The organism is Delftia sp. WSY_7 (genome assembly GCF_043104845.1).
GTDB lineage: Bacteria > Pseudomonadota > Gammaproteobacteria > Burkholderiales > Burkholderiaceae_C > Comamonas > Comamonas tsuruhatensis.
Genome location: NZ_JBICLB010000016.1, coordinates 23,043 through 48,945, shown reverse-complemented (window position 1 = coordinate 48,945; position 25,903 = coordinate 23,043). Strand labels below are relative to the sequence as shown.

Below are 25,903 nucleotides of genomic sequence, written 5' to 3'. Positions count from 1 at the left end.
GCCGGCCTTCCCTACAGCGGCGGTGTCGGCCGGAAAGCCTCCACCACCATCGCAGCCGCCGCTGTATCTGCCTACTTCAGGAGTCGTTTCATGATCGAGTTCTCTCTGTCCCACCGCATGCTGGCCGCTGCCGGCCTGGCGGCCCTGCTCACCGCCTGCGCATCGCCCACGGCACCGTCCGCCAGCGGCCCGGCCCAGCCTGCGGGCGGGCATGGCCAGTCTGCCTTCATGGGCAGCTACGACGCCAACCGTGATGGCGTGGTCACGCGCCAGGAGTACGACACCGTGCGCAAGCAGCGCTTCCTGGCCGGCGACACCAATGGCGACGGCTGGCTCAGCGAGAAGGAGTACGTGGACGAGTTCGAGGCCCGCCTCAAGCAGCAGTACGCGGGCCGCCAGCCCGACGAGCGCTATGCCCAGTCCATGAAGCAGGCCCATGTGCGCTTCGGCATCGTGGACAGGAACCGCGACGGCAAATACACCGTGGAAGAAGACATGGCCATCGCCGAACGCAGCTTCAAGGAAGCCGACGTCAATGCCGATGGCGTCGTGGACAAGAACGACGTCAAGAAGCCCTGAGCGGACATGGCCAAAACCCCATCCAAGCGATTGGCCTGGTGGCTGCCGCTGCTGTCGGCCGTGTGCATCTCCGCCCAGGCCCACACGCCCTACCTGCTGCCCACCAGCTTCGAGGCCCAGCCCCGGGCCGTCATCAGCGTGGACGCCAGCTTTGCCGACAAGTTCTTCATCCCCGAAGTGGCTTTTGGCGAAACGCGCTTCGCCGTGACGGCGCCCGACGGCTCGGTCACGCCCATGGCCGATGTGCGCCAGTTCAAGACCCGCACCGTGGCCGAGCACCAACTGCCCGACGAGAAGGGCACCTACCGCGTGAGCACCGGCCCGCGCCTGGGCGCCGTCTTCCGTTCGTGGGAGCGCAACGGCAAGGTCGAGACGGCGCGTGATCCCGCCACGCCCACGCCGGCCGATGCCAGGCTGCTGAGCCACTACCAGTCGCTGTCGGTCTCCGAGACCTACATCACGGTGGGCAAGCCCAGCCGGGCCGCGCTCGCGCCCTCAGGCAAGGGCCTGGAGATCGTGCCCGTCACGCATCCGGCCGACCTGTTCGCGGGCGAGAAGTTCGACTTCACCGTGCAATACGACGGCAAGCCGCTGGCCGCGCAGAAGGTGGAAATCTTCCGCTCGGCCATGGACCTGGCCAGCCAGCACAGCGTGGACGCGCTGACCACCGATGGCGAGGGCCGCATCTCCTACGCCCTGCCCAAGTCCGGCATCTACCTGGCCCTGGTGCGCTACCGCGCCGACGCCCCCGCCGGCGCCGCCGCGCCGCAGTACGGCAACAACTACACGCTGACCTTCAGGGTGCTGGCGCAGTAAGGGGTTCCGGCTTCACGAAAAAGGCCTGCCGCCATGGAGGTGCAGGCCTTTTCTCATGGTGAAGCCCAGCCCCAGGCGATGTGCATGAGGGCTATGCGCCTCAACCCGTGGCCACCACCCGCAGCACCTCGGCGCCATAGGCGTCCAGCTTCTTGGCGCCCATGCCGCTGATGCCCTGCAGGTCGTCCAGCGAGGCCGGGTTGCGCTCGGCAATGGCGGCCAGCGTGGCGTCGTGGAAGATCACATAGGCCGGCAGGTTGTGCTCGCGCGCGACCTCGGCGCGCCAGGCCTTGAGGTTGATGAAGCGCACCTGGGCATCAGGCCCCAGGCTGGCGGCGGCCGCGTTGGGCTGGGTGGCGCGCTTGGAGGTGCGCGTGCGCGGCGCTGCGACGGCCTCGCGCAGCTGCACCTGGACATTGCCGCGCAGCACTTCGCGCGAGCCTTCGGCCAGGCACAGGGTGTCGAAGCTGTGGCCGCTGTTCTCGCTGGTGATCTTGTGCAGGCCCAGGGCGCCGGTGGCCAGCAGCTGGCGCATCACGCCGCGCAGCTGGGGCTCGCTGTAGTCCTTGCCCAGGCCGAAGGTGGAGATCTTCTCGTGCCCGTACTGGCGCACCTTCTCGGTGTCCTTGCCGCGCAGCACGTCCATGATGTGGCCCGCGCCAAAGGTCAGCTGGCTGGCCTCGTGCACGCGGTAGATGGTGGACAGCAGCTTGCGCGCGGCGTCCGTTCCATCCCACAGGGCCGGGGGCTCCAGGCAGTTGTCGCAGTTGCCGCAGGCGGTCTTTGCCACGCGCTGCAGCGGCCGGCCTTCAATGTCCGTCTCTGCGTCTTCTCCCGGTGCGCCCAGGCCGTACTGCTCGCCGAAGTAGGCCAGCAGCCGCACGCGGCGGCAGTCCGTGGCCTCGGCCAGGCCCAGCAGGGCATCGAGCTTGCCGCGCATGACCTGCTTGAAGGTGTCCTCGGCCGGGCTTTCGTCGATCATGCGGCGCTGGTTGACCACGTCGGACAGGCCGTAGGCCATCCAGGCGTCGGCGGGCAGCCCGTCGCGGCCTGCGCGGCCGGTTTCCTGGTAGTAGCCCTCGATGTTCTTGGGCATGTCCACGTGCGCCACGAAGCGCACATCGGGCTTGTTGATGCCCATGCCGAAGGCGATGGTGGCGACGATGACGATGCCGTCCTCGCGCAGGAAGCGGTCCTGGTGCAGCTGGCGCGTCTCGAAGGGCAGGCCCGCGTGGTAGGGCAGGGCGGGCACGCCGGCCTGGCTCAGCGTCTGGGCCAGCTCCTCCACGCGCTTGCGCGACTGGCAATAGACCACGCCGGCCTCGCCCTCGTGCTCGCGCTCGATGAAGCGCAGCAGCTGGTTGCTGACGTCCTTCTTCTCGGCGATGCGGTAGCGGATGTTGGGGCGGTCGAAGCTGCTGACGAAATGCCGTGCGCTCTCCAGCTGCAGCCGCTCGACGATGTCGGCGCGCGTCAGCGCATCGGCCGTGGCCGTGAGCGCGATGCGCGGCACGCCCGCATAGCGTTCGTGCAGCACGCTCAGCGCGCGGTACTCGGGCCGGAAGTCATGGCCCCACTGGCTCACGCAGTGGGCCTCGTCGATGGCGAACAGCGACAGCTTGCCCTGGGCATGCAGGTCGTCGAGCAGGCCCAGGAAGCGCGGCGTGTTCAGGCGCTCGGGCGCGGCATACAGCAGGGTGATGTCGCCGCTTTGCAGGCGCCATTCGACTTCCTGCGTCTCGTCATAGGACAGCGTGGAGTTCAGGTAGGCGGCGCTGACACCGGCCTCGTGCAGCGCGCCCACCTGGTCGTGCATGAGCGCGATCAGCGGCGACACCACCACCGCCACGCCGTGGCCCTGCTGCTGGCGCACGATGGCCGGCACCTGGTAGCACAGGCTCTTGCCGCCGCCCGTGGGCATGAGCACCAGCGCATCGCCGCCGGCGACCACGTGCGAGACGATGGCCTCCTGCGGACCGCGGAATTGTTCGTAGCCGAACACGGCTTGCAGGACGGAATGCGCGGCGGACAACGGAGGCTTCTTTCGGCAGGGGCGGCTGGCGCGGGAGGGGGCGGGATGCGGGCGCTTCCCGCAACAAATGCGCTGCGGCCCGAAGGCCGCAACAGCCGCCATTTTGCGCCCCCTCGCAAGGTCCAGGGAAGACCTGGGGTTTGAACCGCTCTGCATCAACGGCCTTTTCCGGGCGCGAGGGTGCCATTTTCAGATTTCTCCTAGCCACCCGCTGCTGCATTCAGCTGCCGCCCAGCACCCCGCGCGCAATGATGCTGCGCTGCACTTCGGACGAGCCCTCGTAGATGCGCAGGATGCGCGCATCGCGCACCAGGCGCTCCAGCGGCATGTCACGCGTGTAGCCGTAGCCGCCGTGGATCTGCAGGGCCTCGTCGGTGACGAAGCCCACCATTTCGGATGCATGGAGCTTGGCCATGGCCGAGTGCTGGGTGAAGGGCTGGCCGGCCTGGCGCAAGGCCAGGGCCTGCATGGTCAGTGCCCACGATGCTTCCAGGCGCAGCTTCATGTCGGCCAGCTTCCACTGGATGCCCTGTTTCGTGGCCAGCGGCTCGCCGCCGACCAGGCGCTGATTGGCCCATTGCGCGGCGGCGGCCAGGGCGGCCTCGGCCACGCCCAGGGCGGTGGCCGCCACGTCCAGGCGGCTGTTGTCCAGCACCTTCATCGCCGTCTTGAAGCCCGTGCCCTCGGCGCCCAGCCGGTGGCTGGCGGGCACGCGCACTCCGTCCAGCGATACCTCGAAGGCATGGCCGCCGCGGATGCCCATGAGTTTTTCGGGCGCCGAGACCTGGATGCCGGGCAGGTCACGCGGCACGATGAAGGCGCTGACGCCGCGCGCGCCGGCCTCCATGTCGGTCTTGGCGAAGACGACCATGAAGCGCGCCTCGGCGGCGTTGGAGATGAAGTGCTTGACGCCCGTGATCAGATAGTCGTCCCCATCGCGCACGGCGCGCGTGCGCATGTCGGCCGGGTGGGATCCGCCGCGCGGCTCGGTCAGCGCAAAGGCCGCCAGCCATTGGCCGCTGGCGCAGCGCGGCAGCCACTGCTGGCGCTGGGCGTCGTCGCCGCCGATGAGCACGGCGTCCGTGCCCAGGTAGTGGGCGCCGATCATGGACGAGGTGGCCGCGCAGGCGCGCGAGATGGCCACCAGGGACAGCAGCATGGCCGTGGGCGTGACGCCGGGGCCGCCCAGGGCCTCGGGCAGGTTCATGCCCATCACGCCCAGGGCCGACAGGCCCGGCACATGGCAGGTGGCGGACAGCGCCTCTTCGTCCATGCGCTGCGCCAGCGGGGCGAGTGCGTCGTCGGCAAAGCGGGCCACGGCATCGGCAATGGCGTGGTCGTCGGCGGTGGTGCCCAGTCGTTGGAAGTTCATGTCGGTTGCTCAATGTGATGGGGAAGAGGGGGCTGCGCCTGCGGTGCCCAGGGCACCGGATGCGCGCAGCGCGGCAATGGCTTCGGTGCCCCGGCCCAGCCACTGCGAGAGCAGGGCGTCGGTGTGTTCGCCCAGGGCCGGTGCGCGCTCGGCGCGGTTGGGTGCGGCGCCGCTGAAATGCACGGGCTGGGTGGGCAGGCGCAGGCCGGGCAGGCGCTCGTCCTGCACCGCGCCGAGCAGGCCGCGCGCCTGGCTCTGGGGCGACTCCAGCGCTTGGGCAATGTTCCAGATGGGGGCGGCGGGCACGCCGGCCGCATCCAGCGCGGCCACCACCTGCGCCACTTCATGGCGGCCGGCCCAGGCCTCGATGGCCTCGCGCAGCGCGGGTTCGTGGGCCGAGCGTGATTCGTCGCTGGCAAAGCGCGGGTCGCCGGCCAGGCTGCCCAGTTCCATGGCCTGCAGGGCGGCGGCGAACAGCTTGTTGTTGAGCACGGCCAGCGCGAAGTGGCCGTCGCCTGCGCGGTACACGCCGAAGGGCGCGGACAGCGGATGGCGGTTGCCCACGCGGCGCGCGGGCCGGCCCGTGAACAGGTAGCGCGCCACCGAGGTGGCCAGAAAGCTCAGCGTGGTGTCGAACATGGCCACGTCCACCTGCTGGCCCTGTCCCGTGGCGCGGGCCTGCAGCAGCGCGGCCAGCGTGGCCCAGGAGGCGAACAGGCCGGCCACCACGTCGCTGACGGCCTCGCCCACGACGGTGGGCGCGCCATCGGGCTCGCCCGTGGCCTCCATGAGGCCGCTCATGGCCTGCACGATGATGTCGTAGGCCGGCCGGTGGGCCAGCGGCCCGGTCTGGCCGAAGCCCGAGACGCTGACATAGACCAGGCGCGGATTGAGCGCCCGCAACTGGCTTGCCCCTATGCCCAGGCGCTCGGCCACGCCGGGCCGGAAGTTCTCCACCACCACGTCGGCCTGGGCGGCCATCTCGCGGACCAGGGCCACGGCCTCGGGATGCTTGAGGTCCAGCACCAGGCTTTGCTTGTTGCGGTTCATCACCGTGAACAGCGCGCTTTCTCCGTTGTTCATGGGGCCGATGGCGCGGTAGTCGTCGCCCTGCGGCGGCTCGATCTTGACGACCTCGGCGCCCAGGTCGGCCAGCAGGGCCGTGGACAGCGGCCCGGCCAGCACGCGCGTGAAGTCGAGGATGCGCACGCCGTCCAGCGGGCGGGCGGTGAGGGGGGTGGACTCGGTCATGGGTGCAGCCTTGGACGGGTGGTCTATGGCTGCATGCTGGCGCGTGATTGAATCAATGGAAAATATTCATTCCTGATTCACTGCATTCAAAAAGATGATCCAAATCAGCCTGCGCCAGCTGGAGTATTTCGTGGCCGCCGCACGCCATGGCAGCACGGCGCGCGCGGCCGAGGCCATCGGCGTGTCCCAGCCGTCCATCTCCAAGGCGATTGCCGACCTGGAGGCGCAGTGGGGCGAGGCGCTGTTCGTGCGCCGCCATGCCAGGGGGCTGGATCTCACGGCGGCCGGCGCGGTGCGCAGCCGCGATGCCCAGGCGCTGCTGGACGGCGCACGCAGCCTGCAGGGGCCGCGCACGGCGGCGGTGGCGGGCGTGCTGCGCCTGGGCTTTCTGAGCACGCTGGGCGCGCGCTGGGTGCCGGCGCTGCTGGCGCAGATGCAGCGCCGCCATCCCGGCATTGCACTGGAGCTGGTGGAGGGCGATATCGCCTCGCTCACGCAGCAGGTGGAGCGCGGCGAGCTCGATGCGGCCCTGCAGTACAACACGGGCCTGGCGCGTCCCCGCATGGAGCTGCTGCCCGTGGCGGCGTTGCCGCCCTATGTGCTGCTGCCGCATCGCCATGCGCTGGCGGCCAGGACCAGCGTGAGCCTGGCCGAAGTGGCGGCCCACCCGCTGGTGCTGATCAACCTGCCGCACAGCCGCGAGTATTTCCTGTCGCTGTTCCGCGAGGCCGGCGTGACGCCGCTGGTGGCCCATGAGTTCGCCTCCATCGAGATGCTGCGTTCCATGGTGGCCAATGGCCACGGCCTGAGCGTGCTGACCACGCGACCGGTGGTGGACCGCGCCCACGATGGCCAGCGCCTGGCCTGCCGCCGCATCCGGGGCCGTGTGGCCCCCCAGCCCGTGGTGCTGGCTGTGTCGGCGGGCAATGCCTCGCCGCTGATTGCACCTTTTTTGAAGGTGGCGCGGGCTGTGATTGCACCGTAGCGGCGCGCCGTGCGGTGGCCTGCACCACGGTGGTGAATCGCGACCAGGGACTTTCCCCAGCTTGTATGGACAAGATGGGTTGGCACGGTGCTTGCTCTCGCTCTCTGTGTTGACCGCAGATGGATGCAGGTTTCCGCCCTTGCCAGGTTTGCCGGGTAATCCTGTATATACATGTTTGGTCGGCAAAAACACACTTCGGGCTTCCGCACCGGTCTGCCCGCGGACCCCGAAACTGCCATTGCCAACTTGCTTTCCCGACCGAGGAGTGCCACATGAGTTCGATCCCCACGTTCCGCCGCCTGCCCCTGGGGCCGCTGGCCGCCGCCCTCTGCCTTGCCGCCGCACTGCAGCCCGCTGCCGCGCAGGAGACCAAGATCACCCTGGGCATGTCGGGCTGGACCGGCTTCGCGCCGCTGACCCTGGCCGACAAGGCCGGCATCTTCAAGAAGAACGGCCTGGCGGTGGACCTGAAGATGATTCCGCAGAAGGACCGCCACCTGGCCCTGGCCTCGGGCGCCATCCAGTGCGCGGCCACCACCATCGAGACGCATGTGGCCTGGAACACCAACGGCGTGCCCATCGTGCAGATCTTCCAGATGGACAAGTCCTATGGCGCCGACGGCATTGCCGTGCGCAATGACGTCAAGGGCTTTGCCGACCTCAAGGGCAAGACCGTGGCCGTGAGCGCGCCGGGCACGGCGCCGTACTTCGGCCTGGCCTGGATGCTGCACAAGAACGGCATGACCATGAAGGATGTGAAGACCGTCTCGCTGGAGCCCCAGCCCGCGGCCCAGGCCTTCGTGGTCGGCCAGAACGATGCGGCCATGAGCTACGAGCCCTACCTGTCCACCATCCGCGCCAACCCGGCGGCGGGCAAGATCCTGGCCACCACCATCGACTACCCCATGGTCATGGACACCGTGGGCTGCGATCCCAAGTGGCTCAAGGCCAACGCCGCCGCCGCCAAGGCCCTGGCCCAGTCGTATTTCGATGCGGTGGCCATGATCGAGGCCGACAAGACCAAGTCCTTCGAGATCATGGGCACGGCCGTCAAGCAAAGCGGCGAGCAGTTCGGCAAGTCGGCCTCCTACCTCAAGTGGTCCGACAAGGAAGCCAACCAGAAATTCTTCGCCAACGAGCTGGTGCCGTTCATGAAGGAATCGGCCGTGATCCTCAAGGAGGCCGGCATCATCCGCTCCATCCCCGAGAACTATGGCGTGATGTACGACGCCAGCTTCATCCAGTAAGCCCGCCAGGGGATGACCATGCAAGCCGCATCCACTTCCGCAGTCCAGCCGGCTAACAAGCCCATGACCCACGCCACACCGCACGCTCCCGCGCCCGCCGCGGCGCCAGCCCCCGTCCGCCGCCGCCGCATGGCGCCGCTGGAGCCCGTCAGCCCCACGGCCAAGTGGGTGCTGGGTGTGGCCTTCTTCGTGCTGTTCTTTCTCGTCTGGGCGGCTGTGACGCTGGGCGGCTTCGTCTCCCCGACCTTCCTGGCCAGCCCCATGACCATGGCGCGCGAGGGCGTGCTGCTGTTCACCGAGTACGGCTTCCTGCACGACATCGGCATGACGGTCTGGCGCGTGATGGGCGGCTTCATCCTGGCCTCGGTCGTGGCCGTGCCCCTGGGCATCGCCATGGGCGCCTGGAAGCCGGTCGAGGCCTTCTTCGAGCCCTTTGTCTCGTTCTGCCGCTACCTGCCGGCCTCGGCCTTCATCCCGCTGCTGATCCTGTGGGCCGGCGTGGGCGAGACGCAGAAGCTGCTGGTCATCTTCATCGGCTCGGTGTTCCAGATCACGCTGATGGTGGCCGTCACCGTGGGCGGCGCGCGCAAGGACCTGGTGGAGGCCGCCTACACGCTGGGCGCCTCCAACACCGGAGTGGTGCGCCGCGTGCTGATTCCGGGCGCCGCGCCCGGCATTGCCGAGACGCTGCGCCTGGTGCTGGGCTGGGCCTGGACCTATGTGATCGTGGCCGAGCTGATCGGCTCGTCCTCGGGCATCGGCCACATGATCACCGACAGCCAGGCGCTGCTGAACACGGGCCAGATCATCTTCGGCATCATCGTGATCGGCCTCATCGGCCTGGTGTCCGATTTCATCTTCAAGACCGTCAACCGTCGCATGTTCGAGTGGAGCACCCTGTGATGAATCTGCTGTCCATTCAAGGTGTTTCGCGCACCTTCACCAGCCACAAGGGCACGAGCACGCAGGCCTTGCTGCCTGTGGATTTCGAGGTCCGCGAGAACGACTTCGTCACCATCCTCGGCCCCTCGGGCTGCGGCAAGTCCACCATGCTGCGCATTGCGGCGGGGCTGGATTTCCCGACCACGGGCCAGGTGCTGCTGGACGGCCGCGCCGTGGACGGACCGGGCGCCGACCGCGGCATGGTGTTCCAGAGCTACACGCTGTTCCCGTGGCTGACGGTGGCCCAGAACATCCGCTTCGGCCTGCGCGAGAAGGGCGTGAGCGAGGCGCTGCAAAAGGAGCGCAGCGACTACTTCATCGCCAAGGTGGGGCTGCGCGGCTTCGAGAACCACTTTCCCAAGCAGCTGTCGGGCGGCATGCAGCAGCGCACGGCCATTGCGCGCGCGCTGGCCAATGATCCCAAGATCCTGCTCATGGACGAGCCCTTCGGCGCACTCGACAACCAGACCCGCGTGCTCATGCAGGAGCTGCTGCTGGGCATCTGGGAGGCCGAGCGCAAGACCGTGATGTTCGTCACCCACGACATCGACGAGGCCATCTTCATGGCCAACCGCGTGGCCGTGTTCAGCGCGCGCCCGGGCCGCATCAAGGCCGACATCCCCGTGAACCTGCCGCATCCGCGCCACTACACGGTCAAGACATCGCCCGAGTTCATGGAGCTGAAAGCCCGGCTGACCGAAGAGATTCGCGCAGAGTCGCTGGCTGCTGCTGCACACTGACGCTTTTCATGACCACTGTCCACACCATGTCTTCCCGCTCCACGGCTTCTCGTCTTTCCGCAACGACGGCGGAGGTGCCCATGGCCCTGTACCAGCAGGTCAAGGACCATGTGATGCGCAAGATCGCCGATGGCTCGCTGTCGGCCGGCGAGCGCGTGCCGTCCGAGCAGGAGCTGGTGCAGGAGTTCGGCGTGGCCCGCATGACGGCCAACCGCGCGCTGCGCGAGCTGGCCGAGCAGGGCGTGATCGTGCGGGTGGCGGGCGTGGGCTCGTTCGTGGCCGAGGAAAAGCCGCAGTCCACGCTGCTGCGCATCGCCAACATCGCCGAGGAAATCCGCCAGCGCGGCCATGACCACCGCTTCGAGCTGATCAGCGTGCGCCGCGAGTCGGCCTCGCCCGAGGCGGCGGCCTCGCTGCAGCTGTCCGCCGGCAGCTCGGTGTTCCACCTGCAGGGCGTGCATTTCGAGAACGACGTGCCCGTGCAGCTGGAAGACCGCCATGTGAACCCGCGCATGGCGCCGGACTTCATGGAGCAGGACTTCTCGCTGATCCAGCCTTCGGTGTACCTGGTGCGCAACGTGCCCTTCGACCAGATCGAGCATGTGGTGGACGCCATGCTGCCCACGCCCGAGCAGGCGCGCTGGCTGCAGATGGAGACCGACCAGCCCTGCCTGACGCTGACGCGCCGCACCTGGTACCTGGGCACGCCCGTGACCTGGGTGCACTGCGTGCATCCGGGCATGCGCTACCGGCTGGGCAGCCGCTTTCGCACCGACGGCGGATCGCACGACGGCTGAGGCCGGAAAGGCGGGGTTCCCGCTCTTGCGCTGTTCCGCTTCGATTGATATTGTATAGACAGGCATAGACATCCATCCTGGCACATCCTTCCAGACACCGACAGGGCATCACCATGAACACCATCACGACTCCCGGCCTCACCTCCCGTCCCGGCACCGCGCTGACGCTGCAGCCCGGCCAAGTCACCCTGGCCCAGCTGCGGGCCATACAGCAGGGCGGCGTGCGCCTGTCCATGGCGGCGCCCGCCTACGAGCGCATGCGCGCCGCCCAGGCCCATGTGCAGCACATCGTGGATGAGGACCAGGTCGTCTATGGCATCAACACCGGCTTCGGCAAGCTGGCCTCCACCAAGATCGCCCATGACCGCCTGGCCGAACTGCAGCGCAACCTGGTGCTGTCGCACAGCGTGGGCACGGGCGAGCCGCTGCCCGACGCCGTGGTGCGCCTGGTGCTGGCCACCAAGGCCGTGAGCCTGGCGCGCGGCCACTCGGGCGTGCGCCCCGAGCTGGTGGACGCGCTGCTGGCCCTGGCCAACGCCGACGTGCTGCCCGTGATCCCCGCCAAGGGCTCGGTGGGCGCCTCCGGCGACCTGGCGCCGCTGTCGCACCTGGCCTGCGTGCTGATCGGCGAAGGCCAGGCCAAGATCGACGGACAGGTGGTGTCCGGCGCCGAGGCCATGCGCCACGTGGGCCTGGAGCCCTTCGTGCTCGGCCCCAAGGAAGGGCTGGCCCTGCTCAACGGCACCCAGGTGTCCACGGCCCTGGCCCTGGTGGGCCTGTTCCAGGGCGAGAGCGTGTTCGCGGCCGGCCTGGTGGCGGGCTGCCTGACGCTGGAGGCCATCAAGGGCTCGGTCAAGCCGTTTGACGCCCGCATCCACGAGGCGCGCGGCCAGCTTGGCCAGATCGCCGTGGCCGCCGCCGTGCGCGAGCTGCTGGACGGCAGCGCTATCGACACCTCCCACCCCCACTGCGGCCGCGTGCAGGACCCGTACTCCATCCGCTGCGTGCCCCAGGTCATGGGCGCCTGCCTGGACAACCTCAGCCATGCGGCCCGCGTGCTGGTGATCGAGGCCAACGCCGCCTCGGACAACCCGCTGGTCTTCGACAACGGCGACGTGATCTCGGGCGGCAACTTCCATGCCGAGCCCGTGGCCTTCGCGGCCGACATCATCGCCCTGGCCCTGGCCGAGATCGGCGCCATCTCCGAGCGCCGCATGGCCCTGCTGCTGGACACCGGCCTGTCGGGCCTGCCGGCCTTCCTGATTGCCGACAGCGGCGTGAACTCGGGCTTCATGATCGCCCAGGTCACGGCCGCCGCCCTGGCTGCCGAGAACCAGTGCCTGGCCCACCCCAGCAGCGTCACCAGCCTGCCCACCTCGGCCAACCAGGAAGACCATGTCTCCATGGCCACCTACGGCGCGCGGCGCCTGGGCGAGATGGCGCGCAACACCGCCGTCATCGTGGGCGTGGAGGCCATGGCCGCCGCCCAGGGCATGGACTTCGACCGCAGCCTGAGCAGCTCCGAGCTGATCGAGGCGCAGTACGCGCTGATCCGCAGCCAGGTTCCTCATCTCGACCGCGACCGCTACCTGGCACCCGACATCGAAACCATGCGCCAGTGGGCGCTTGCCACGGACTGGCCCCAGGCCATCGTCCGCCACCTGCCCAGCCACCAGGCTGCCTGAACCCCGCAACCGCTCACCCTACGCACCCAGGAGATCGCCATGAACGCCAACGACGCCATCCTCAACGCCAACGCTGCCACGGCTGCCACCAATCCCCGCTATGACGCCAGCCGCGTCATCCGCGCCCCGCGCGGCAGCGAACTGCACTGCAAGAACTGGCTGGCCGAGGCCGCCTACCGCATGCTGCAGAACAACCTGGACCCCGACGTGGCCGAGAACCCCAAGGCCCTGGTGGTCTACGGCGGCATCGGCCGCGCGGCGCGCAACTGGGAGTGCTATGACCAGATCCTGGAGTCGCTGAAAAAGCTGGAGGCCGACGAGTCCCTGCTGATCCAGTCGGGCAAGCCCGTGGGCGTGTTCAAGACGCACGAGAACGCACCGCGCGTGCTGCTGGCCAACTCCAACCTCGTGCCCCAGTGGGCGAATTGGGAGCACTTCAACGAGCTCGACCAGAAGGGCCTGTTCATGTACGGCCAGATGACGGCCGGCAGCTGGATCTACATCGGCGCCCAGGGCATCGTGCAGGGCACGTTCGAGACCTTCGTCGAGGCCGGCCGCCAGCACTACAACAACGACCTCACGGGCAAGTGGATCCTCACGGCGGGCCTGGGCGGCATGGGCGGTGCCCAGCCCCTGGCCGGCGTGCTGGCCGGCGCCTGCGTGCTGGCCATCGAATGCCAGCAAAGCAGCATCGACTTCCGCCTGCGCACGCGCTACCTGGACAAGCAGGCGCGCGACATCGACCACGCGCTGGAGCTCATCGCCCAGCACACGGCCGCGGGCGAGGCCATCTCCATCGGCCTGCTGGGCAATGCCGCCGAAATCCTGCCCGAGCTGGTGCGCCGCGCAAAGGCCGGCGGCGCCCGCCCCGACATCGTGACCGACCAGACATCGGCCCATGACCTGATCAACGGCTACCTGCCCGTGGGCTGGACCGTGGACGAGTGGCGTGCCGCCGCGGCCGACCCGTCGCGCCATGCCCAGCTCAAGGCCGCTGCCGCCCAGGGCTGCGCCCAGCACGTGCAGGCCATGCTGGACTTCCAGGCCATGGGCATTCCCACGGTGGACTACGGCAACAACATCCGCCAGGTGGCCCTGGACCAGGGCGTGAAGAACGCCTTCGACTTCCCCGGCTTCGTGCCCGCCTACATCCGGCCGCTGTTCTGCGAGGGCAAGGGCCCGTTCCGCTGGGTGGCCCTGTCCGGCGACCCCGAGGACATCTACAAGACCGACGCCAAGATCAAGGAACTGTTCCCCGACAACAAGCACACCCACCGCTGGCTGGACATGGCGCGCGAGCGCATCAGCTTCCAGGGCCTGCCCGCGCGCATCTGCTGGCTGGGACTGGGCGAGCGCCACAAGGCGGCCCTGGCCTTCAACGAGATGGTGAAGAACGGCGAACTCAAGGCCCCCATCGTGATCGGCCGCGACCACCTGGACTGCGGCTCGGTGGCCAGCCCCAACCGCGAGACCGAATCCATGAAGGACGGCACGGACGCCGTCAGCGACTGGCCGCTGCTCAACGCCCTGCTCAACACCGCAGGCGGCGCCACCTGGGTCAGCCTGCACCACGGCGGCGGCGTGGGCATGGGCTACTCCCAGCATGCGGGCGTGGTCATCGTGGCCGATGGCACGGACGAGGCCGCCGCCCGCCTGGGCCGCGTGCTCTGGAACGATCCAGCCACCGGCGTCATGCGCCATGCGGATGCGGGCTACGACATTGCCGTGGCGGCCGCCAAGCGCCATCAGCTGAACCTGCCCATGGTCAAGTGAGCCGCTTGCAGGACACCACGGCCATGCAGCGTTTCGACCTGAACCAGATCGCCGCCAGCCCCTGGAAGAACGGGGGCGGCAGCACGCGCGAGATCGCCTGCTGGCCGCCCGGGGCCGGCATGGAGGCCTTTGGCTGGCGCATCAGCGTGGCCACCATTGACCAGCCCGGCCCGTTCTCGGCCTTTGCGGGCGTGGACCGGCAGATCATGCTGCTCGATGGCGACGGCGTGCACCTGCGCGGCGAAGGCATCGACCATGTGCTGGACGCGCGCTGGCAGCCGTTTGCCTTCTCCGGCGATGTGGCGCTGGGCTGCTCGCTGCTGGGCGGCACTTCCACCGACTTCAACGTGATGGCGCGGCGCGGCCGATGGCGGGCGCAGGTCCAGGTGCTGGACAGCGCTGCCGACGCCGGCCGCGCCGACGCCGGCCTGTGCATGGTGCTGCAGGGCGACTGGCAGGCGGATGGCGCTGCGCTCATCCCCGGCCAGGGCCTGTGGTGGAGCGCGCAGCAGCCCGACCCGCAGCATCTGGTGCCGCAGACCGACGACGCGCGGCTGGTGCAGGTGCTGCTGCAAGCCTGCTGACGACCCACGACATCCAAGGAATCCCCCATGACCGAGCCCCACGCACCCGCTTCTGCACCTGCTTCCGCACTCGCTCCATCCTCTTCGGCCGACGGCTGCTGGCAGAACCTGCGCCTGGCGCCTGACATGTTCGAGGCCGGCCAGGCCGTGGGTGACGGGGAGGATGCCTGCATCGTGGTGCAGCAGGGCCGCGTGGCCTGGGTGGGGCCGCAGCAGGCCCTGCCGCCCGCATATGCGTCCCTGCCGCGCCATGACGGCCAGGGCATGCTGGCCACGCCGGGCCTGGTCGATTGCCACACCCACCTGGTCTATGGCGGCGAGCGCGCCAACGAATTCGCCATGCGCCTGGACGGCGCCAGCTACGAGGAAGTGGCACGCGCCGGCGGCGGCATCGTCTCCAGCGTGCGTGCCACGCGCGAGGCCAGCGAGGACGAGCTGTTCGCCCAGGCCCTGCCGCGCCTGCAGCAGTTGCTGGACGAGGGCGTCTGCGCCATCGAGATCAAGTCGGGCTACGGCCTGGCGCTGGAGCACGAGCGCAAGCAGCTGCGCGTGGCCCGGCGCCTGGGCCAGGCCCTGGGCGTGACCGTGCGCACCACCTTCCTGGGCGCGCATGCGCTGCCGCCCGAGTACGCAGGGCGCAGCCAGGACTACATCGACCTCGTCGCCGGCACCATGCTGCCCGCGCTGGCGGCCGAGGGCCTGGTCGATGCGGTCGATGTGTTCTGCGAGCGCATCGCCTTCTCGCTGGCCGAGACCGAGCAGGTCTTCCAGGCCGCACGCCGCCTGGGCCTGCCCGTCAAGCTGCATGCCGAGCAGCTGTCGAACATGGAGGGGGCGGCCCTCGCGGCCCGCTATGGCGCGCTGTCGTGCGACCACATCGAGCACCTGTCCGAATCCGGCATCACCGCCATGCGCGGCGCGGGTTCCGTGGCCGTGCTGCTGCCCGGCGCCTACTACACGCTGCGTGACACCCACATGCCGCCCATCGCGGGCCTGCGTGCCGCGGGCGTTCCCATGGCCGTCTCTACCGATCACAATCCGGGCACCTCCCCCTGCCTGAGCCTTTTGCTCATGGCCAACATGGCCTGCACCCTGTTCCGGCTCACCGTGCCCGAGGCCCTGGCGGGCATCACCCGCCATGCCGCGCGCGCCCTGGGCCTGCAGGACGAGCATGGCCTGATCGCGGCCGGCCGTCCTGCCCACTTCGTGCTCTGGCCCGTGCGCCATGCGGCCGAGCTGGCCTACTGGTTCGGCAGCAAGCCTGACTGCACCATCGTGCGCCAGGGCCGCATCGTGCGGACCCGCGGGCAGGGGAGCCACTGAAAGCCTGTCCCATGCCCCATGCACTGTTTCTCGATGAATTGATTTCCACCCTGGGCGCCGAAGTGGCGCAGCGCGGCGACGATGTGCCCGCGCGCTACCACACCGACTGGAGCGGCACGCCGCCCCAGCGCCCGCTGGCCCTGGTGCGCCCGCGCAGCACCGACGAGGTCAGCGCGCTCATGCGCCTGTGCACGGCCCACCGCGTGCCTGTCGTGCCCCAGGGCGGGCTCACGGGCCTGGCCGGTGCGGCCGTGCCCGTGGCGGGTGCCGTGGCCGTCTCCATGGAGCGCATGAATGCCATCGAGGACGTGAACGCGCGCACCGCGCTGATGACCGTGCAGGCCGGCGCCACGCTGCAGGCCGTGCAGGAGGCGGCCGTGGCCGCAGGCATGGTCTTCGGCGTGGACCTGGGCGCGCGCGGCAGCTGCCAGATCGGCGGCAACGTGGCCACCAATGCGGGCGGCAACGGCGTGCTGCAGCACGGCATGATGCGCGAGCAGGTGCTGGGCCTGGAGGTGGTGCTGGCCGACGGCACGGTGCTGCCCATGCTGCGCCCCATGCTCAAGAACAACACGGGCTACGACCTCAAGCAGTTCTTCATCGGCTCGGAGGGCACGCTGGGCATCGTCACGCGCGTGCTGCTGCGCCTGCGCCCCGCGCCCCAGGCCCGCGCCACGGCCCTGGTGGCCGTGCCGGACTTCGATGCGGCGCTGTCCGTGCTCGCGCGCATGCAATCGCGCTTTGGCAACGGCGTGGCGGCCTTCGAGCTGATGTGGGACAGCTTCATCCAGGCCTCCATCCGCTGGCAGAAGCTGCAGCCGCCGTTTGGCCAGGCGCATGCGCTGCTGGCCCTGATCGATGTGGACGGCAAGGACGAGGCCACGCTGCGCGCCGACGTGGAAGAGGCCCTGGGCGAGGCCATGGAGGCCGGCGAGGTGGCCGATGCCGTCATCGCCCAGTCCGTGGCCCAGGCGCGCCAGCTGTGGAAGCTGCGCGAGGCGCCGGCCGAGCTCAACACGAACATGCATCCGCCCGTCAACTTCGACGTCAGCCTGCCCCAGGCCGACATCGGCCGCTTTGCCGATGCCTGCCGCGCCGCGTTCGACGCGCGCTGGCCCGGCCACCACACGCTGTTCTTCGGCCATGTGGGCGACGGCAACCTGCATGTCTCGGTGGACGGTGCCACCGCCAACGGCGACTGCGAAGGCGTCGAGGCCGCGCTGTACCACCTGGTCGGCGAGTTCGGCGGCAGCGTCTCGGCCGAGCACGGCATCGGCCTGCACAAGAAGCCCTATCTCGGCGCCAGCCGCACCCCGGCCGAACTGGCCGTGATGCGCGCCATCAAGCAGGCGCTGGACCCCCTGCATCTGTTCAACCCCGGCAAGGTATTCGACCTATGAACGCTCCCGCCCTCCACGCGATCCACACCCTGGCACGCCCCGAAGTGCCGCCGCTGCCGCCCTACAACGCAGGCCTGTCCTCCGAGGCCGTGCGGGCGCGCTACGGCGTCACCGAGATCGCGCGGCTGGCGAGCAACGAGAACCCCTTTGGCGCCAGCCCCGCCGTGGCCCGCGCCCTGGCCGACCTGGCCCTGCACGTGGGCACCTATCCCGATGCGCAATGCACGGCGCTGCGCGCGGCCATCGCCGCGCGCACCGGCGTGCCGGCCGAGGCCATTGCCGTGGGCAACGGTTCCGAGGACATCCTGCAGATGCTGTGCCAGGCGTTTCTCTCGCCCGGCGACCGCGTGCTCACCCAGCGCCCGGCCTTCGGCCTGCACGAGATCTACCCGCGCATGATGGGCGCCCGCGTCGAGCTGCTGGAGCTGACGCCCGCGCTGGGCTTCGATGTCGATGCCTGGTGCCAGGCGCTGGCGCGCGGCCCCAAGATCGCCATGCTGGCCAATCCCTCCAATCCCGTGGGCTGCATGTTCAGCGCCGGGGATTTCGCGCGCCTGCTGGACGCCACGCCGCCGCAGACCCTGCTGGTGGTGGACGAGGCCTACTACGAGTACGCCCTGCACGCCGACGGCTACCCCGACGTGCTGGCCCTGCTGCGCGGCCGCGCCATGCCCTGGATCGTGCTGCGCACCTTCTCCAAGGCCTGGGGCCTGGCAGGCCTGCGCGTGGGCTATGGCCTGGCCAGCGACGCGGCCCTGGTGCAACTGCTGGACCGCGTGCGCACGCCCTTCAACGTCAACCAGGCCGCCCAGGCGGCGGCGCTGGCGGCCTGGGGCGACGAGGGCTTCATGCAGCGCGGCGTGGCCGAGACCGTGCGCCTGCGCGATGTGCTGGCGCAGCGGCTGGCCGCTCTGCCTGCACTGCCCGCACTTCGGATAGCGCCTTCGGCCGCCAACTTCCTGTTCATCGACATCGGCCGCCCCAACGGCCCCGTGAACGAGGCGCTGCTGGCCCGGGGCCTGATCGTCAAGCCCTGGAAGGAGCCGGGCTTCGAGCACTTCATCCGCGTCTCCGTGGGCACCGAGGCCGACAACGAACGCTTCGTGCGCGCGCTGGCCGAGATCCTGGAGGCCGGGCAATGAGCGGCATCGACCCGACACCCGACAGCCGCACGCTGTTCGCGGAGCATGCGCTGCTGCCCACGGGCTGGGCGCGCAATGTGCTGCTGCGCTGGGATGGCGCAGGGCGCCTGCTGGCCGTACAGGCCGACGCCCCGCCCGGCAGCGCGCCGCGCGCGCCCGGCCCCGTGCTGCCCGGCATGCCCAACCTGCACTCGCATGCCTTCCAGCGCGCCTTTGCGGGCCTGACCGAATACCGCGCCGAGGCCCAGGACAGCTTCTGGAGCTGGCGCGACCTCATGTACCGCTTTGCCGCGCGCATCACGCCCGAGTCGCTGGAGGCCATCGCCACCTGGCTGTACGTGGAGATGCTGGAGGCCGGCTACACCTCGGTCTGCGAATTCCACTACGTGCACCACGACCGGGATGGCCGGCCCTATGCCGACGACGCCACGCTGTCCCTGGCCCTGCTGCGCGCCGCGCGCAAGGCCGGCATGGGCATCACCCTGCTGCCCGTGCTCTACCAGACCAGCGGCTTCGGCGGCAAGCCGCCGCGCGCCGACCAGGCGCGCTTCATCCGCAGCACCGACAACATGCTGGCCCTGCTGCGGCGCCTGCTGCCCGAGGCGCGCGCACAAGGCGCGGCCCTGGGCCTGGCGCCCCACTCGCTGCGCGCCGTGCCGCCCGACAGCCTGCGCGTGGCCGTGGAGGGCCTGACGGCGCTGGACGCGCGCGCGCCCGTCCACATCCACATTGCCGAGCAGACCCAGGAGGTGGACGACTGCCTGGCCTGGAGCGGCCAGCGCCCCGTGCAATGGCTGCTGGAGCACGCCCCCGTGGACACGCGCTGGTGCCTGGTCCACGCCACCCACATGACGCCCGGTGAATACGCGGGCGCCGCGCGCAGCGGCGCCGTGGCCGGCATCTGCCCCACCACCGAGGCCAACCTGGGCGATGGCATCTTCGACATGCCGCAATGGCTGGGCCACGGCGGCGCCTGGGGCGTGGGCTCGGACAGCCATGCCTGCGTCAACGCGGCCGAGGAACTGCTGATGCTCGAATACAGCCAGCGCCTGTCGCTGCGCCAGCGCAATGTGCTGGCCGGCCCCGACCCGCAGGTGGGCACCGCGCTGTGGACCGCTGCCGTGCAGGGCGGTGCCCAGGCCGCAGGCCGCCCCGTGGCCGGGCTGGCCGTGGGCCAGCAGGCCGACTTCCTGGCGCTGGACGCAGACCATGTGGCGCTGGCCGGCCTGCCGGTGCAGGCCATGGTCTCGGCCCATGTCTTCGGCAGCCACCGCAGCAGCGCCCTGCACAGCCTGTGGGTGGGCGGCGAGCGCCGCGTGCAGGCCGGACGGCATGCGCTGCACGAGGCGGCAGCCCATGGCTTTGTCGCGGCCCGCGCGGCCACCCTGCAATCCTGAGGCCCCCGCATGCCATGGGCCCGCAAAAACCGCCAGAAACGTTCCAGAATCACGCCATGACCGATACCGCTCCCCCTCCCTTCATCTTCCACCAGGGCACGGCGCCGCTGCTGATCTCCATGCCGCATGCGGGCACCCATGTGCCGCCCGACATCGCCGCGCGCCTGACCGAGGAAGCCCGCCACGTGCCCGACACCGACTGGCACCTGCCGCGCCTGTACGAGTTCGCCAAGGCCATGGGCGCCTCCATCCTCGTGGCCACGCATTCGCGCTATGTGGTGGACCTGAACCGTCCGCCCGATGGCGCCAGCCTCTACCCGGGCCAGAGCGTCACCGGCCTGTGCCCCGTGGACACCTTCGACGACACGCCGCTGTACGCCGACCCGGCCGATGTGCCCGCAGACGCCGAAATCGCCGCGCGCCGCGAAGCCATCTGGGGCCCGTACCACGCACAGCTGCGCGCCGAGCTGGACCGCCTCAAGGCCGTGCACGGCACCGTGGCGCTGTGGGACGCGCACTCCATCCGCTCGGTGCTGCCGCGTTTCTTCGAAGGCAAGCTGCCCGACCTGAACCTGGGCACCGGCAAGGGCACGAGCTGCGCGCTGGAACTGGCCGAGCATCTGCTGGCCATTGCGCAGACCGCGCCGGGCCACACCGCCATACTCAACGGCCGCTTCACGGGCGGCTACATCACGCGCCACTACGGCCAGCCCGAGGCCGGCATCCACGCCGTGCAGCTGGAGATGACGCAGTGCAGCTACATGCAGGAAGCGCTGCCCTTCGACTACCTGCCCGAGCGTGCCGAACAGATCCAGCCCACGCTGCAGCGCATGCTGCAGGCGGTGCTGGACTTCGTGCGCAAGCCGACCTGACACGGCGCCGCGCCGGGGCCGCAGATCTTCATCGTCTGCATGGGCGTATTGCCTTGCAGCGTTGACCGGCTGGCCCTTTCTGTGTCCCGGCCTACCTGACCTTCACACTCTTCACTGCCTTGGAGGTGATCCGGTCAAGCTCCTTGCTGTGAAACAGGTCAATGCACTTCATTGTGTTGAATTCCGAGGGCACTGAGCCGCCGTATTTCAGGGCAACATACTTGGCAACCAGAGCCCGGAGGTCGTCATACACGGCCAAGTCTTGTTGACCAAATTCCAGGTAGGCTCCGGCGGTGGACCCGGCGTCCCTGGCCGTGCGCTCGTCCTGAGCCACTTGCGCCAAGCAAATGCTGAGCGCCCAATTCTTCAGAAGGGTCTTCTGGCTGTACTTGCTTGTTTGCGGGAGCGTCTGCGCCTGCACCGTTGCGCAAGCGATACCAGCCAAGACCCATAGCAGGACTGAGGGCTTCATGGCAATACCCAAATGGATGCAATGTCGGGCACGAACGTGCCGTTGTCAGGGTCCGACATCAAGTGACAAGTGTCAGAGCATTCCGTGCCGTTCCATAGGGTCACATGGCCGATTGCATTGCCCCATCCGTGGCCTTTGACGACGATGATTCCCACTCCGTCCATGTACTGTCTACCGTCAGCCCCACTCACGGTTTTGTAGGTGCTGCCCTCCGGAATTGGAAATCTCGTCATGTTGGGAACATAGCTCATCCTGATCAGCCTTCGTCGTGGCAGTGGCCCGGGCAGGGCCCGCCCATGGCCACGGGCGGCGGGTCGCCCAGCCAGCGGCGTGGCCCGGGGCCGTTCTGTGCGCACAGGTCGCCGGGGTTGTGCAGCACGCAGTGGCGCAGCGAGAGGCAACCGCAGCCAATGCACTGGTCCAGGCTCTCGCTGAGCCGCTGCAGCTCGCCTATGCGGTCGTCCAGCCGCTGCTTCCAGACCCGCGACATCTTCTGCCAGTCCCCGCCCGTGGGGACATGGCGGCTGGGCAGCTTGGCCAGCTGCTCGGCGATCTCCTCCAGCGTGAAGCCGATGCGCTGGGCGAACACCACGAAGGCGATGCGCCGCAGCGACGAGCGGTGGTAGCGCCGGTGGCCGCTGGCGCTGCGCACGGACTCGATCAGGTTCAGCGACTCGTAAAAGCGCAGCGCCGAGGCCTTGACCCCGCTGCGCTGCGCCACGTCGCCGATGCTGAGCAGCGGATCATCCTCGGTTTTCATGGTGGCTTTCCTTCGTGGCTTGACTTCAAGTTCACTTGAACTCGAAGAATGCGGCCATTCTGAGCGAAAGCGCAGGAACAGGGCAACCGGGGCTTGTACCGCCCCTGCAGGCGTCCTGGCCGGACTGCGAAATTCTTTGGCCGAGTGCTGCAATGACGCAGCTGCCGTTCATTCATACAGTAATGGGTCTCATTTGTATTGAATGGCATCGGCCGGAGGTTTCCATGTACATCGACAGCAGCAGCTTTCCCCTGGTCCGCATGGGCTACGAGCGCGAAAAGGCCGTGCCCGTGGACCGCTTGCTGGAGGACTTCTCGGCCCTGCTGGCCCGCGGCCAGGCCTTTGTCTTCTTCAGCGACGGCGACATGTCCCAGGAGGAGCGCTCGCCCGAGGAGCGCAAGCAGGTCGTGCTGTGGATGAAGGCCCGCCGCCCCGAGCTCAAAAGCCTGGTGCGCGCCCTGGTCCACGCCGAGCCCGATGCGCACAAGCGCGCCGAGGCCGAGGCCTTCGCACAGATGTTCGGCAAGGCCTGGGGCTATCCCATGCTGCTGGTGGCCTCCCCCGAGGATGCGCAGCAGCGTGCACGGGAGCTGCTCGGGTCCGATTGATGACCGATTGACATGAACTGAGAGAAACACCATGAATGCCGTGGATTCCGCCCTGCTCAAAGTCCTGCCCGAGAGGTGGGATCCCGACCATGTGGACCGTCCCGTGATCGTCCTGCCGATGCGCTCGGGCCCGGGTGACTGGGCAATGGACTTCCATGCCCACCGCAAGAGCCAGCTCATGGTCACCAATGCGGGCCTGATCACGCTGGAAACCGAGGCCGGCGTCTGCGTGGTGCCGCCGCGCAGCGCCGCCTGGATTCCGGGCGGCACGCTGCACCGCGTCAGCTGCAGCGGTGCGGCCAGCGGCCATATCGTCTTTGTGGAATCCGGCGCGGCGCGCCCCGCGCCCGGCCCCTGCCATGCGCTGGCCGTCTCGCCCTTTCTGCATGCCCTGCTGGAGCGCGTGCAGGGCCTGCCGCAGGACTACGAGCCCGACAGCGGCGATGGCCGGCTCATGCAGGTCCTGCTCGATGAAATCCAGAACGCGCAGCCCGAGGGCCTGCACCTGCCCCTGCCGCGCGACCGCCGCCTGCGTCGCATGACCGGCGCCCTGTGCGAGCAGCCCCAGCTGCAGGCGCGGCTGGCCGACTGGGCCCAGCGCATCGGCATGAGCGAGCGCAGCATGACGCGGCTGTTCCTGGCCGAGACCGGCCTCACCGTCAACCAGTGGCGCCGCCAGCTGCATGTGCTCACCGCGCTGCAGCAGCTGTCCCAGGGGCTGCGCATCCAGACCGTGGCCGATGCCCTGGGATACGAAAGCGCACCGGCCTTCGTGACCATGTTCCGCAAGGCCGTGGGCACCTCGCCGCGCCGCTTTCTGGCACTGCGCAGCGCGGTGCGCTGATCGCTACGAAAGCCGCAATCCCAGGCCGACCAGCACGGCCACCACCATCGCCGCCCCGAAGACATCCCAGCGCTGGATGCGCCGGTACCTGAGGATGACGACCAGGACGATGCCGATCAGCGTGATCAGCCGGGCCTGGAACACGGTGCCCAGCAGGAAGCAGATCACGATCTGCGCCCAGTAGGTGAGCAGGCCGGCCATCGGCGGCCTTTTCGATGCGGGCGGATTCGGGTCCGGTGCGGCCGGTGATGGCGATGGAGAGGTCGATGCCGCGGGCAGGGTGCTTGCGGCGCCGGGGGCAGGGCCAGCCGCCTGCCGGGCGGCCTGCCGTTCCTCCTGGCGCTGCTCGCGCCGCTGCTGGTCGGTCTTCTCCAGCACGGGCGCTGCGGGTGCGGCCGGCTGCCACCATGGCTTGCCGCTGGCCAGCGCAGGTGCCTGCCCGCCGGCTGCCAGGCGCCGGAACGTGGCGTTTGCGGGGGGCTTGGCGCGCGCGGCGGCGCGGTCCTGCCGGCTGGCCTCGAGCAGGGCGTCGTTCGCCCGGTCCACAGGGCTGCGCGTGAGCTGCCGGGCCTGTGCCAGCAGCGGCCCGCCCTGCACGGGATCGATCTGGTGGACGAACTGCGCCATTCCCAGCAACTGCGAGGCATGGGCCGGCTGGCCTTGCCAGTGGGGCGCCTGGGCAGGCTGGACAGATTGGCCTGGCAGGCCTGTCCCGGCCTGCGTGGCGCGGTGCAGGGCGGCGCGCAGGCGCCTGCGCGTCTGGCGCGATACGCCGGGCTTGTCCGCGTTCACCACCAGCCCCGTGACCTCCTGGCGGCGGCCCTTGCGCATCACGCGCTCCTTGTCGGGGTGGGGCGTGAAGCCTTCGTCGCGCAGTATCCAGCGCACGCGGCCCAGCAGCCGCCCCACGTTGTCGCGCGCGGCCTCGCCCGAGGCCGAGAAGGTCAGGTCGTCCGCATAGCGCGTGTACACAAAGCCCAGCTGCCTGGCCAGGCCCAGCAGGCGGCGGTCCAGGCGGCGGCACAGCAGGTTGGTGAGCATGGGGCTGGTGGGCGCGCCCTGGGGCAGCACGCGCTCGCGCGCCTTGCCGCCAACGAAGAGCTTCTCGCCATCCACCTGCCAGGCCTGGGCGCGGTTTTCGCTGCACAGCAGGGCCAGGAGGGTGGCCATGGCCTCGCCATAGCCCAGATGCCGGAACACGCCCTTGATGCGGCCGAAGGCAATGCTGGGAAAGAAGTCCTTCACGTCCAGGTTGATGACCACGTCGTGGCCCGCATGCGGCGCGGCATTGCTCACGATGGAGCGGCCGGCCAGGAAGCCGTGCGCGGCATCGTGCGCGGGCACCTTGGTGAGGATGTTGTCCAGCACCCAGTACTGCGCGCGCTTGAGGCGCGGCATGGGCGCGGAGATCAGCCGCTCGCCGCCGGTCTTCTTGGGCAGGGTGAACGAGTGGTAGTGGTGGGTGCGGGCCACCTCGCGGTGAAAGCCCAGGAAGCGCAGCTCGGCCACCGTGATGCCCATGGCCTGCGCCAGCTGGGCGGCATCGGCCAGCTGCGGCAGGCCATGCCGGGCGAGCCGCTGCGGATCGGCCTGCCTGCGCTCCGTGCCATCCCGGGCGGCATCCTGCAGGGCCGCGGAGACGCCGGGGCCCAGATAGCCCACGTGCGTGGACCGCCTGGCATGCCAGGCCAGCGCCTTGTCATGGCGTTCCTGGGCCTGGCGGCGTTTGGTTTCCTCGCGCTGGGCCAGCGCCTTTTGCATGCGCTCCTTGCGCATCTGGCGCAGTGCGCGCTCGGGGTTCTGGCGCACGGCGATCTGCTGGCGCAGCTCGGCCAGCTCGCGCTGTAGCTCGCCTTCGCGCTGGATGTGGGCGGCGGCCAGCTGCGGCTGTCCCTCGCCCTTGGGCCAGAAGCCCAGGCGCTGCATTTCCTCGAGGATGACTTCCTGTTTGCTGGAGGCCTTGATGCGCTCGTAGATCTCGGCGCGCGTGGGTTGCGGCTGGCTCATGCGGCAACCCCTGCAAGGCGGGCCCGGCCGGTGCGAGGCGGGCAAGAAGGTGGAGCGACGCGCTTCTCGTCGAAGAGCCCGCAGGGCTCACGGGACGGGAGCTGTTCGCTCGACGCCACCCCGCGACGGTATGCGTGTTTCGCTTGTGGCAAGCCACTCAGGAAAACGCATACCGTCGCTGGGGTGGCACAGTGAAAACGGCGCCCGTGGTGCATGAAACGGCAGTTCACAAGGGTGGCGAAACACCACCCGGGTTGCAAGAGCCTGCGCGTCGC

At 69.4% G+C, this 25,903-nt stretch carries 24 protein-coding genes; 17 read left to right on the top strand and 7 right to left on the bottom strand.

Going from position 1 to position 25,903, the window contains the following annotated elements:
* Nucleotides 1-90 precede the first annotated feature (90 nt).
* Together ACF8ME_RS07880 and ACF8ME_RS07875 are read left to right on the top strand one after the other, a co-directional pair.
* Nucleotides 91-579, top strand: coding sequence for a hypothetical protein (locus ACF8ME_RS07880; RefSeq protein ID WP_012202078.1), 489 nt, complete (start codon nt 91-93; stop codon nt 577-579).
* A gap of 6 nt (nt 580-585) precedes the next feature.
* Nucleotides 586-1,395: a DUF4198 domain-containing protein gene (locus tag ACF8ME_RS07875; RefSeq protein WP_154833031.1), complete on the top strand. Its 810-nt coding sequence runs from the start codon at nt 586-588 to the stop codon at nt 1,393-1,395.
* Nucleotides 1,396-1,495: 100 nt separating this feature from the next.
* On the opposite strand, the gene ACF8ME_RS07870 is transcribed toward ACF8ME_RS07875, so the two are convergent.
* From ACF8ME_RS07870 to ACF8ME_RS07860, 3 genes are all read right to left on the bottom strand, one after another.
* Entirely contained in the window at nt 1,496-3,427 is a 1,932-nt protein-coding gene (locus tag ACF8ME_RS07870) for a RecQ family ATP-dependent DNA helicase (RefSeq protein ID WP_017405658.1), read from the bottom strand.
* A gap of 220 nt (nt 3,428-3,647) precedes the next feature.
* Nucleotides 3,648-4,799 (bottom strand): acyl-CoA dehydrogenase family protein, encoded by a 1,152-nt coding sequence (locus ACF8ME_RS07865; RefSeq protein WP_392415957.1) that lies wholly within the window; start codon nt 4,797-4,799, stop codon nt 3,648-3,650.
* Nucleotides 4,800-4,808: 9 nt separating this feature from the next.
* A complete protein-coding gene (locus ACF8ME_RS07860; RefSeq protein WP_392415956.1) occupies nt 4,809-6,050 on the bottom strand; it encodes a CaiB/BaiF CoA transferase family protein in 1,242 nt (413 codons plus the stop codon).
* Nucleotides 6,051-6,144: 94 nt separating this feature from the next.
* On the opposite strand from ACF8ME_RS07860, the gene ACF8ME_RS07855 reads away from it, so the two are divergent.
* From ACF8ME_RS07855 to hutG, 13 genes are all read left to right on the top strand, one after another.
* Nucleotides 6,145-7,035, top strand: coding sequence for a LysR substrate-binding domain-containing protein (locus ACF8ME_RS07855; RefSeq protein ID WP_313283954.1), 891 nt, complete (start codon nt 6,145-6,147; stop codon nt 7,033-7,035).
* 272 nt (nt 7,036-7,307) lie between these two features.
* Nucleotides 7,308-8,282: an ABC transporter substrate-binding protein gene (locus ACF8ME_RS07850; RefSeq protein ID WP_392415954.1), complete on the top strand. Its 975-nt coding sequence runs from the start codon at nt 7,308-7,310 to the stop codon at nt 8,280-8,282.
* A 63-nt stretch (nt 8,283-8,345) separates the two neighbouring features.
* A complete protein-coding gene (locus ACF8ME_RS07845; protein ID WP_046240485.1) occupies nt 8,346-9,185 on the top strand; it encodes an ABC transporter permease in 840 nt (279 codons plus the stop codon).
* A complete protein-coding gene (locus ACF8ME_RS07840; RefSeq protein ID WP_012202086.1) occupies nt 9,185-9,964 on the top strand; it encodes an ABC transporter ATP-binding protein in 780 nt (259 codons plus the stop codon). The genes ACF8ME_RS07845 and ACF8ME_RS07840 overlap by 1 nt, the downstream gene beginning before the upstream one ends.
* A 26-nt stretch (nt 9,965-9,990) precedes the next feature.
* Nucleotides 9,991-10,761: a histidine utilization repressor gene (hutC, locus tag ACF8ME_RS07835; protein ID WP_026062963.1), complete on the top strand. Its 771-nt coding sequence runs from the start codon at nt 9,991-9,993 to the stop codon at nt 10,759-10,761.
* A 113-nt stretch (nt 10,762-10,874) separates the two neighbouring features.
* Nucleotides 10,875-12,446: a histidine ammonia-lyase gene (gene hutH / locus ACF8ME_RS07830; RefSeq protein ID WP_046240484.1), complete on the top strand. Its 1,572-nt coding sequence runs from the start codon at nt 10,875-10,877 to the stop codon at nt 12,444-12,446.
* Nucleotides 12,447-12,485: 39 nt separating this feature from the next.
* A complete protein-coding gene (hutU, locus tag ACF8ME_RS07825; protein ID WP_016447381.1) occupies nt 12,486-14,219 on the top strand; it encodes a urocanate hydratase in 1,734 nt (577 codons plus the stop codon).
* A 23-nt stretch (nt 14,220-14,242) separates the two neighbouring features.
* Nucleotides 14,243-14,803 carry a HutD family protein gene (locus tag ACF8ME_RS07820; protein ID WP_133072621.1) on the top strand — a complete coding sequence of 187 codons (561 nt, stop codon included), beginning with the start codon at nt 14,243-14,245 and terminating at the stop codon, nt 14,801-14,803.
* A gap of 27 nt (nt 14,804-14,830) precedes the next feature.
* Nucleotides 14,831-16,126 carry an imidazolonepropionase gene (hutI, locus tag ACF8ME_RS07815; protein ID WP_133072622.1) on the top strand — a complete coding sequence of 432 codons (1,296 nt, stop codon included), beginning with the start codon at nt 14,831-14,833 and terminating at the stop codon, nt 16,124-16,126.
* 11 nt (nt 16,127-16,137) lie between these two features.
* Nucleotides 16,138-17,526, top strand: a complete 1,389-nt coding sequence (locus ACF8ME_RS07810; protein ID WP_392415951.1) for an FAD-binding oxidoreductase — start codon at nt 16,138-16,140, stop codon at nt 17,524-17,526.
* A complete protein-coding gene (locus ACF8ME_RS07805) occupies nt 17,523-18,668 on the top strand; it encodes a histidinol-phosphate transaminase (protein ID WP_392415949.1) in 1,146 nt (381 codons plus the stop codon). The genes ACF8ME_RS07810 and ACF8ME_RS07805 overlap by 4 nt, the downstream gene beginning before the upstream one ends.
* Entirely contained in the window at nt 18,665-20,065 is a 1,401-nt protein-coding gene (locus ACF8ME_RS07800; protein ID WP_392415948.1) for a formimidoylglutamate deiminase, read from the top strand. The genes ACF8ME_RS07805 and ACF8ME_RS07800 overlap by 4 nt, the downstream gene beginning before the upstream one ends.
* Before the next feature lie 14 nt (nt 20,066-20,079).
* On the top strand, nt 20,080-20,937 hold the full coding sequence (gene hutG, locus ACF8ME_RS07795; protein WP_392415946.1) for an N-formylglutamate deformylase: 858 nt from the start codon (nt 20,080-20,082) through the stop codon (nt 20,935-20,937).
* A gap of 91 nt (nt 20,938-21,028) precedes the next feature.
* Here the strand turns inward: hutG and ACF8ME_RS07790 are convergent, their stop codons facing one another.
* From ACF8ME_RS07790 to soxR, 3 genes are all read right to left on the bottom strand, one after another.
* The gene (locus ACF8ME_RS07790; protein WP_392415944.1) at nt 21,029-21,409 is read right to left on the bottom strand and encodes a T6SS amidase immunity protein Tai4 family protein; all 381 of its coding nucleotides are present in this window, start codon (nt 21,407-21,409) and stop codon (nt 21,029-21,031) included.
* Nucleotides 21,406-21,573 carry a T6SS effector amidase Tae4 family protein gene (locus tag ACF8ME_RS07785; protein WP_392416024.1) on the bottom strand — a complete coding sequence of 56 codons (168 nt, stop codon included), beginning with the start codon at nt 21,571-21,573 and terminating at the stop codon, nt 21,406-21,408. The genes ACF8ME_RS07790 and ACF8ME_RS07785 overlap by 4 nt, the downstream gene beginning before the upstream one ends.
* A 92-nt stretch (nt 21,574-21,665) precedes the next feature.
* Entirely contained in the window at nt 21,666-22,169 is a 504-nt protein-coding gene (gene soxR, locus ACF8ME_RS07780; protein ID WP_012202096.1) for a redox-sensitive transcriptional activator SoxR, read from the bottom strand.
* A gap of 224 nt (nt 22,170-22,393) precedes the next feature.
* Here soxR and ACF8ME_RS07775 point away from each other — a divergent pair, with 224 nt between their 5' ends.
* Nucleotides 22,394-22,777, top strand: a complete 384-nt coding sequence (locus ACF8ME_RS07775) for a hypothetical protein (RefSeq protein ID WP_392415942.1) — start codon at nt 22,394-22,396, stop codon at nt 22,775-22,777.
* Between the two features lie 31 nt (nt 22,778-22,808).
* Nucleotides 22,809-23,621, top strand: a complete 813-nt coding sequence (locus ACF8ME_RS07770) for a helix-turn-helix domain-containing protein (protein ID WP_016447389.1) — start codon at nt 22,809-22,811, stop codon at nt 23,619-23,621.
* A 3-nt stretch (nt 23,622-23,624) separates the two neighbouring features.
* Here ACF8ME_RS07770 and ACF8ME_RS07765 read toward each other — a convergent pair whose 3' ends face one another.
* Nucleotides 23,625-25,628, bottom strand: coding sequence for a reverse transcriptase domain-containing protein (locus tag ACF8ME_RS07765; protein ID WP_392415940.1), 2,004 nt, complete (start codon nt 25,626-25,628; stop codon nt 23,625-23,627).
* Between the last annotated feature and the right edge of the window lie 275 nt (nt 25,629-25,903).

Excerpts from the sequence above, each read along its gene's own strand:
- ACF8ME_RS07775 (WP_392415942.1), top strand. The coding sequence starts at position 22,394 with ATGTACATCGACAGCAGCAGCTTTCCCCTGGTCCGCATGGGCTACGAG.
- ACF8ME_RS07865 (WP_392415957.1), bottom strand. The coding sequence starts at position 4,799 with ATGAACTTCCAACGACTGGGCACCACCGCCGACGACCACGCCATTGCC.
- hutU (WP_016447381.1), top strand. The coding sequence starts at position 12,486 with ATGAACGCCAACGACGCCATCCTCAACGCCAACGCTGCCACGGCTGCC.
- ACF8ME_RS07765 (WP_392415940.1), bottom strand. The coding sequence starts at position 25,628 with ATGAGCCAGCCGCAACCCACGCGCGCCGAGATCTACGAGCGCATCAAG.
- hutH (WP_046240484.1), top strand. The coding sequence starts at position 10,875 with ATGAACACCATCACGACTCCCGGCCTCACCTCCCGTCCCGGCACCGCG.
- ACF8ME_RS07810 (WP_392415951.1), top strand. The coding sequence starts at position 16,138 with ATGCCCCATGCACTGTTTCTCGATGAATTGATTTCCACCCTGGGCGCC.
- ACF8ME_RS07860 (WP_392415956.1), bottom strand. The coding sequence starts at position 6,050 with ATGACCGAGTCCACCCCCCTCACCGCCCGCCCGCTGGACGGCGTGCGC.
- ACF8ME_RS07855 (WP_313283954.1), top strand. The coding sequence starts at position 6,145 with ATGATCCAAATCAGCCTGCGCCAGCTGGAGTATTTCGTGGCCGCCGCA.
- ACF8ME_RS07785 (WP_392416024.1), bottom strand. The coding sequence starts at position 21,573 with ATGGACGGAGTGGGAATCATCGTCGTCAAAGGCCACGGATGGGGCAAT.
- ACF8ME_RS07840 (WP_012202086.1), top strand. The coding sequence starts at position 9,185 with ATGAATCTGCTGTCCATTCAAGGTGTTTCGCGCACCTTCACCAGCCAC.
- ACF8ME_RS07875 (WP_154833031.1), top strand. The coding sequence starts at position 586 with ATGGCCAAAACCCCATCCAAGCGATTGGCCTGGTGGCTGCCGCTGCTG.
- ACF8ME_RS07820 (WP_133072621.1), top strand. The coding sequence starts at position 14,243 with ATGCAGCGTTTCGACCTGAACCAGATCGCCGCCAGCCCCTGGAAGAAC.
- hutG (WP_392415946.1), top strand. The coding sequence starts at position 20,080 with ATGGGCCCGCAAAAACCGCCAGAAACGTTCCAGAATCACGCCATGACC.
- hutC (WP_026062963.1), top strand. The coding sequence starts at position 9,991 with ATGTCTTCCCGCTCCACGGCTTCTCGTCTTTCCGCAACGACGGCGGAG.
- ACF8ME_RS07850 (WP_392415954.1), top strand. The coding sequence starts at position 7,308 with ATGAGTTCGATCCCCACGTTCCGCCGCCTGCCCCTGGGGCCGCTGGCC.
- hutI (WP_133072622.1), top strand. The coding sequence starts at position 14,831 with ATGACCGAGCCCCACGCACCCGCTTCTGCACCTGCTTCCGCACTCGCT.
- ACF8ME_RS07880 (WP_012202078.1), top strand. The coding sequence starts at position 91 with ATGATCGAGTTCTCTCTGTCCCACCGCATGCTGGCCGCTGCCGGCCTG.
- soxR (WP_012202096.1), bottom strand. The coding sequence starts at position 22,169 with ATGAAAACCGAGGATGATCCGCTGCTCAGCATCGGCGACGTGGCGCAG.
- ACF8ME_RS07790 (WP_392415944.1), bottom strand. The coding sequence starts at position 21,409 with ATGAAGCCCTCAGTCCTGCTATGGGTCTTGGCTGGTATCGCTTGCGCA.
- ACF8ME_RS07770 (WP_016447389.1), top strand. The coding sequence starts at position 22,809 with ATGAATGCCGTGGATTCCGCCCTGCTCAAAGTCCTGCCCGAGAGGTGG.
- ACF8ME_RS07845 (WP_046240485.1), top strand. The coding sequence starts at position 8,346 with ATGACCCACGCCACACCGCACGCTCCCGCGCCCGCCGCGGCGCCAGCC.
- ACF8ME_RS07805 (WP_392415949.1), top strand. The coding sequence starts at position 17,523 with ATGAACGCTCCCGCCCTCCACGCGATCCACACCCTGGCACGCCCCGAA.
- ACF8ME_RS07800 (WP_392415948.1), top strand. The coding sequence starts at position 18,665 with ATGAGCGGCATCGACCCGACACCCGACAGCCGCACGCTGTTCGCGGAG.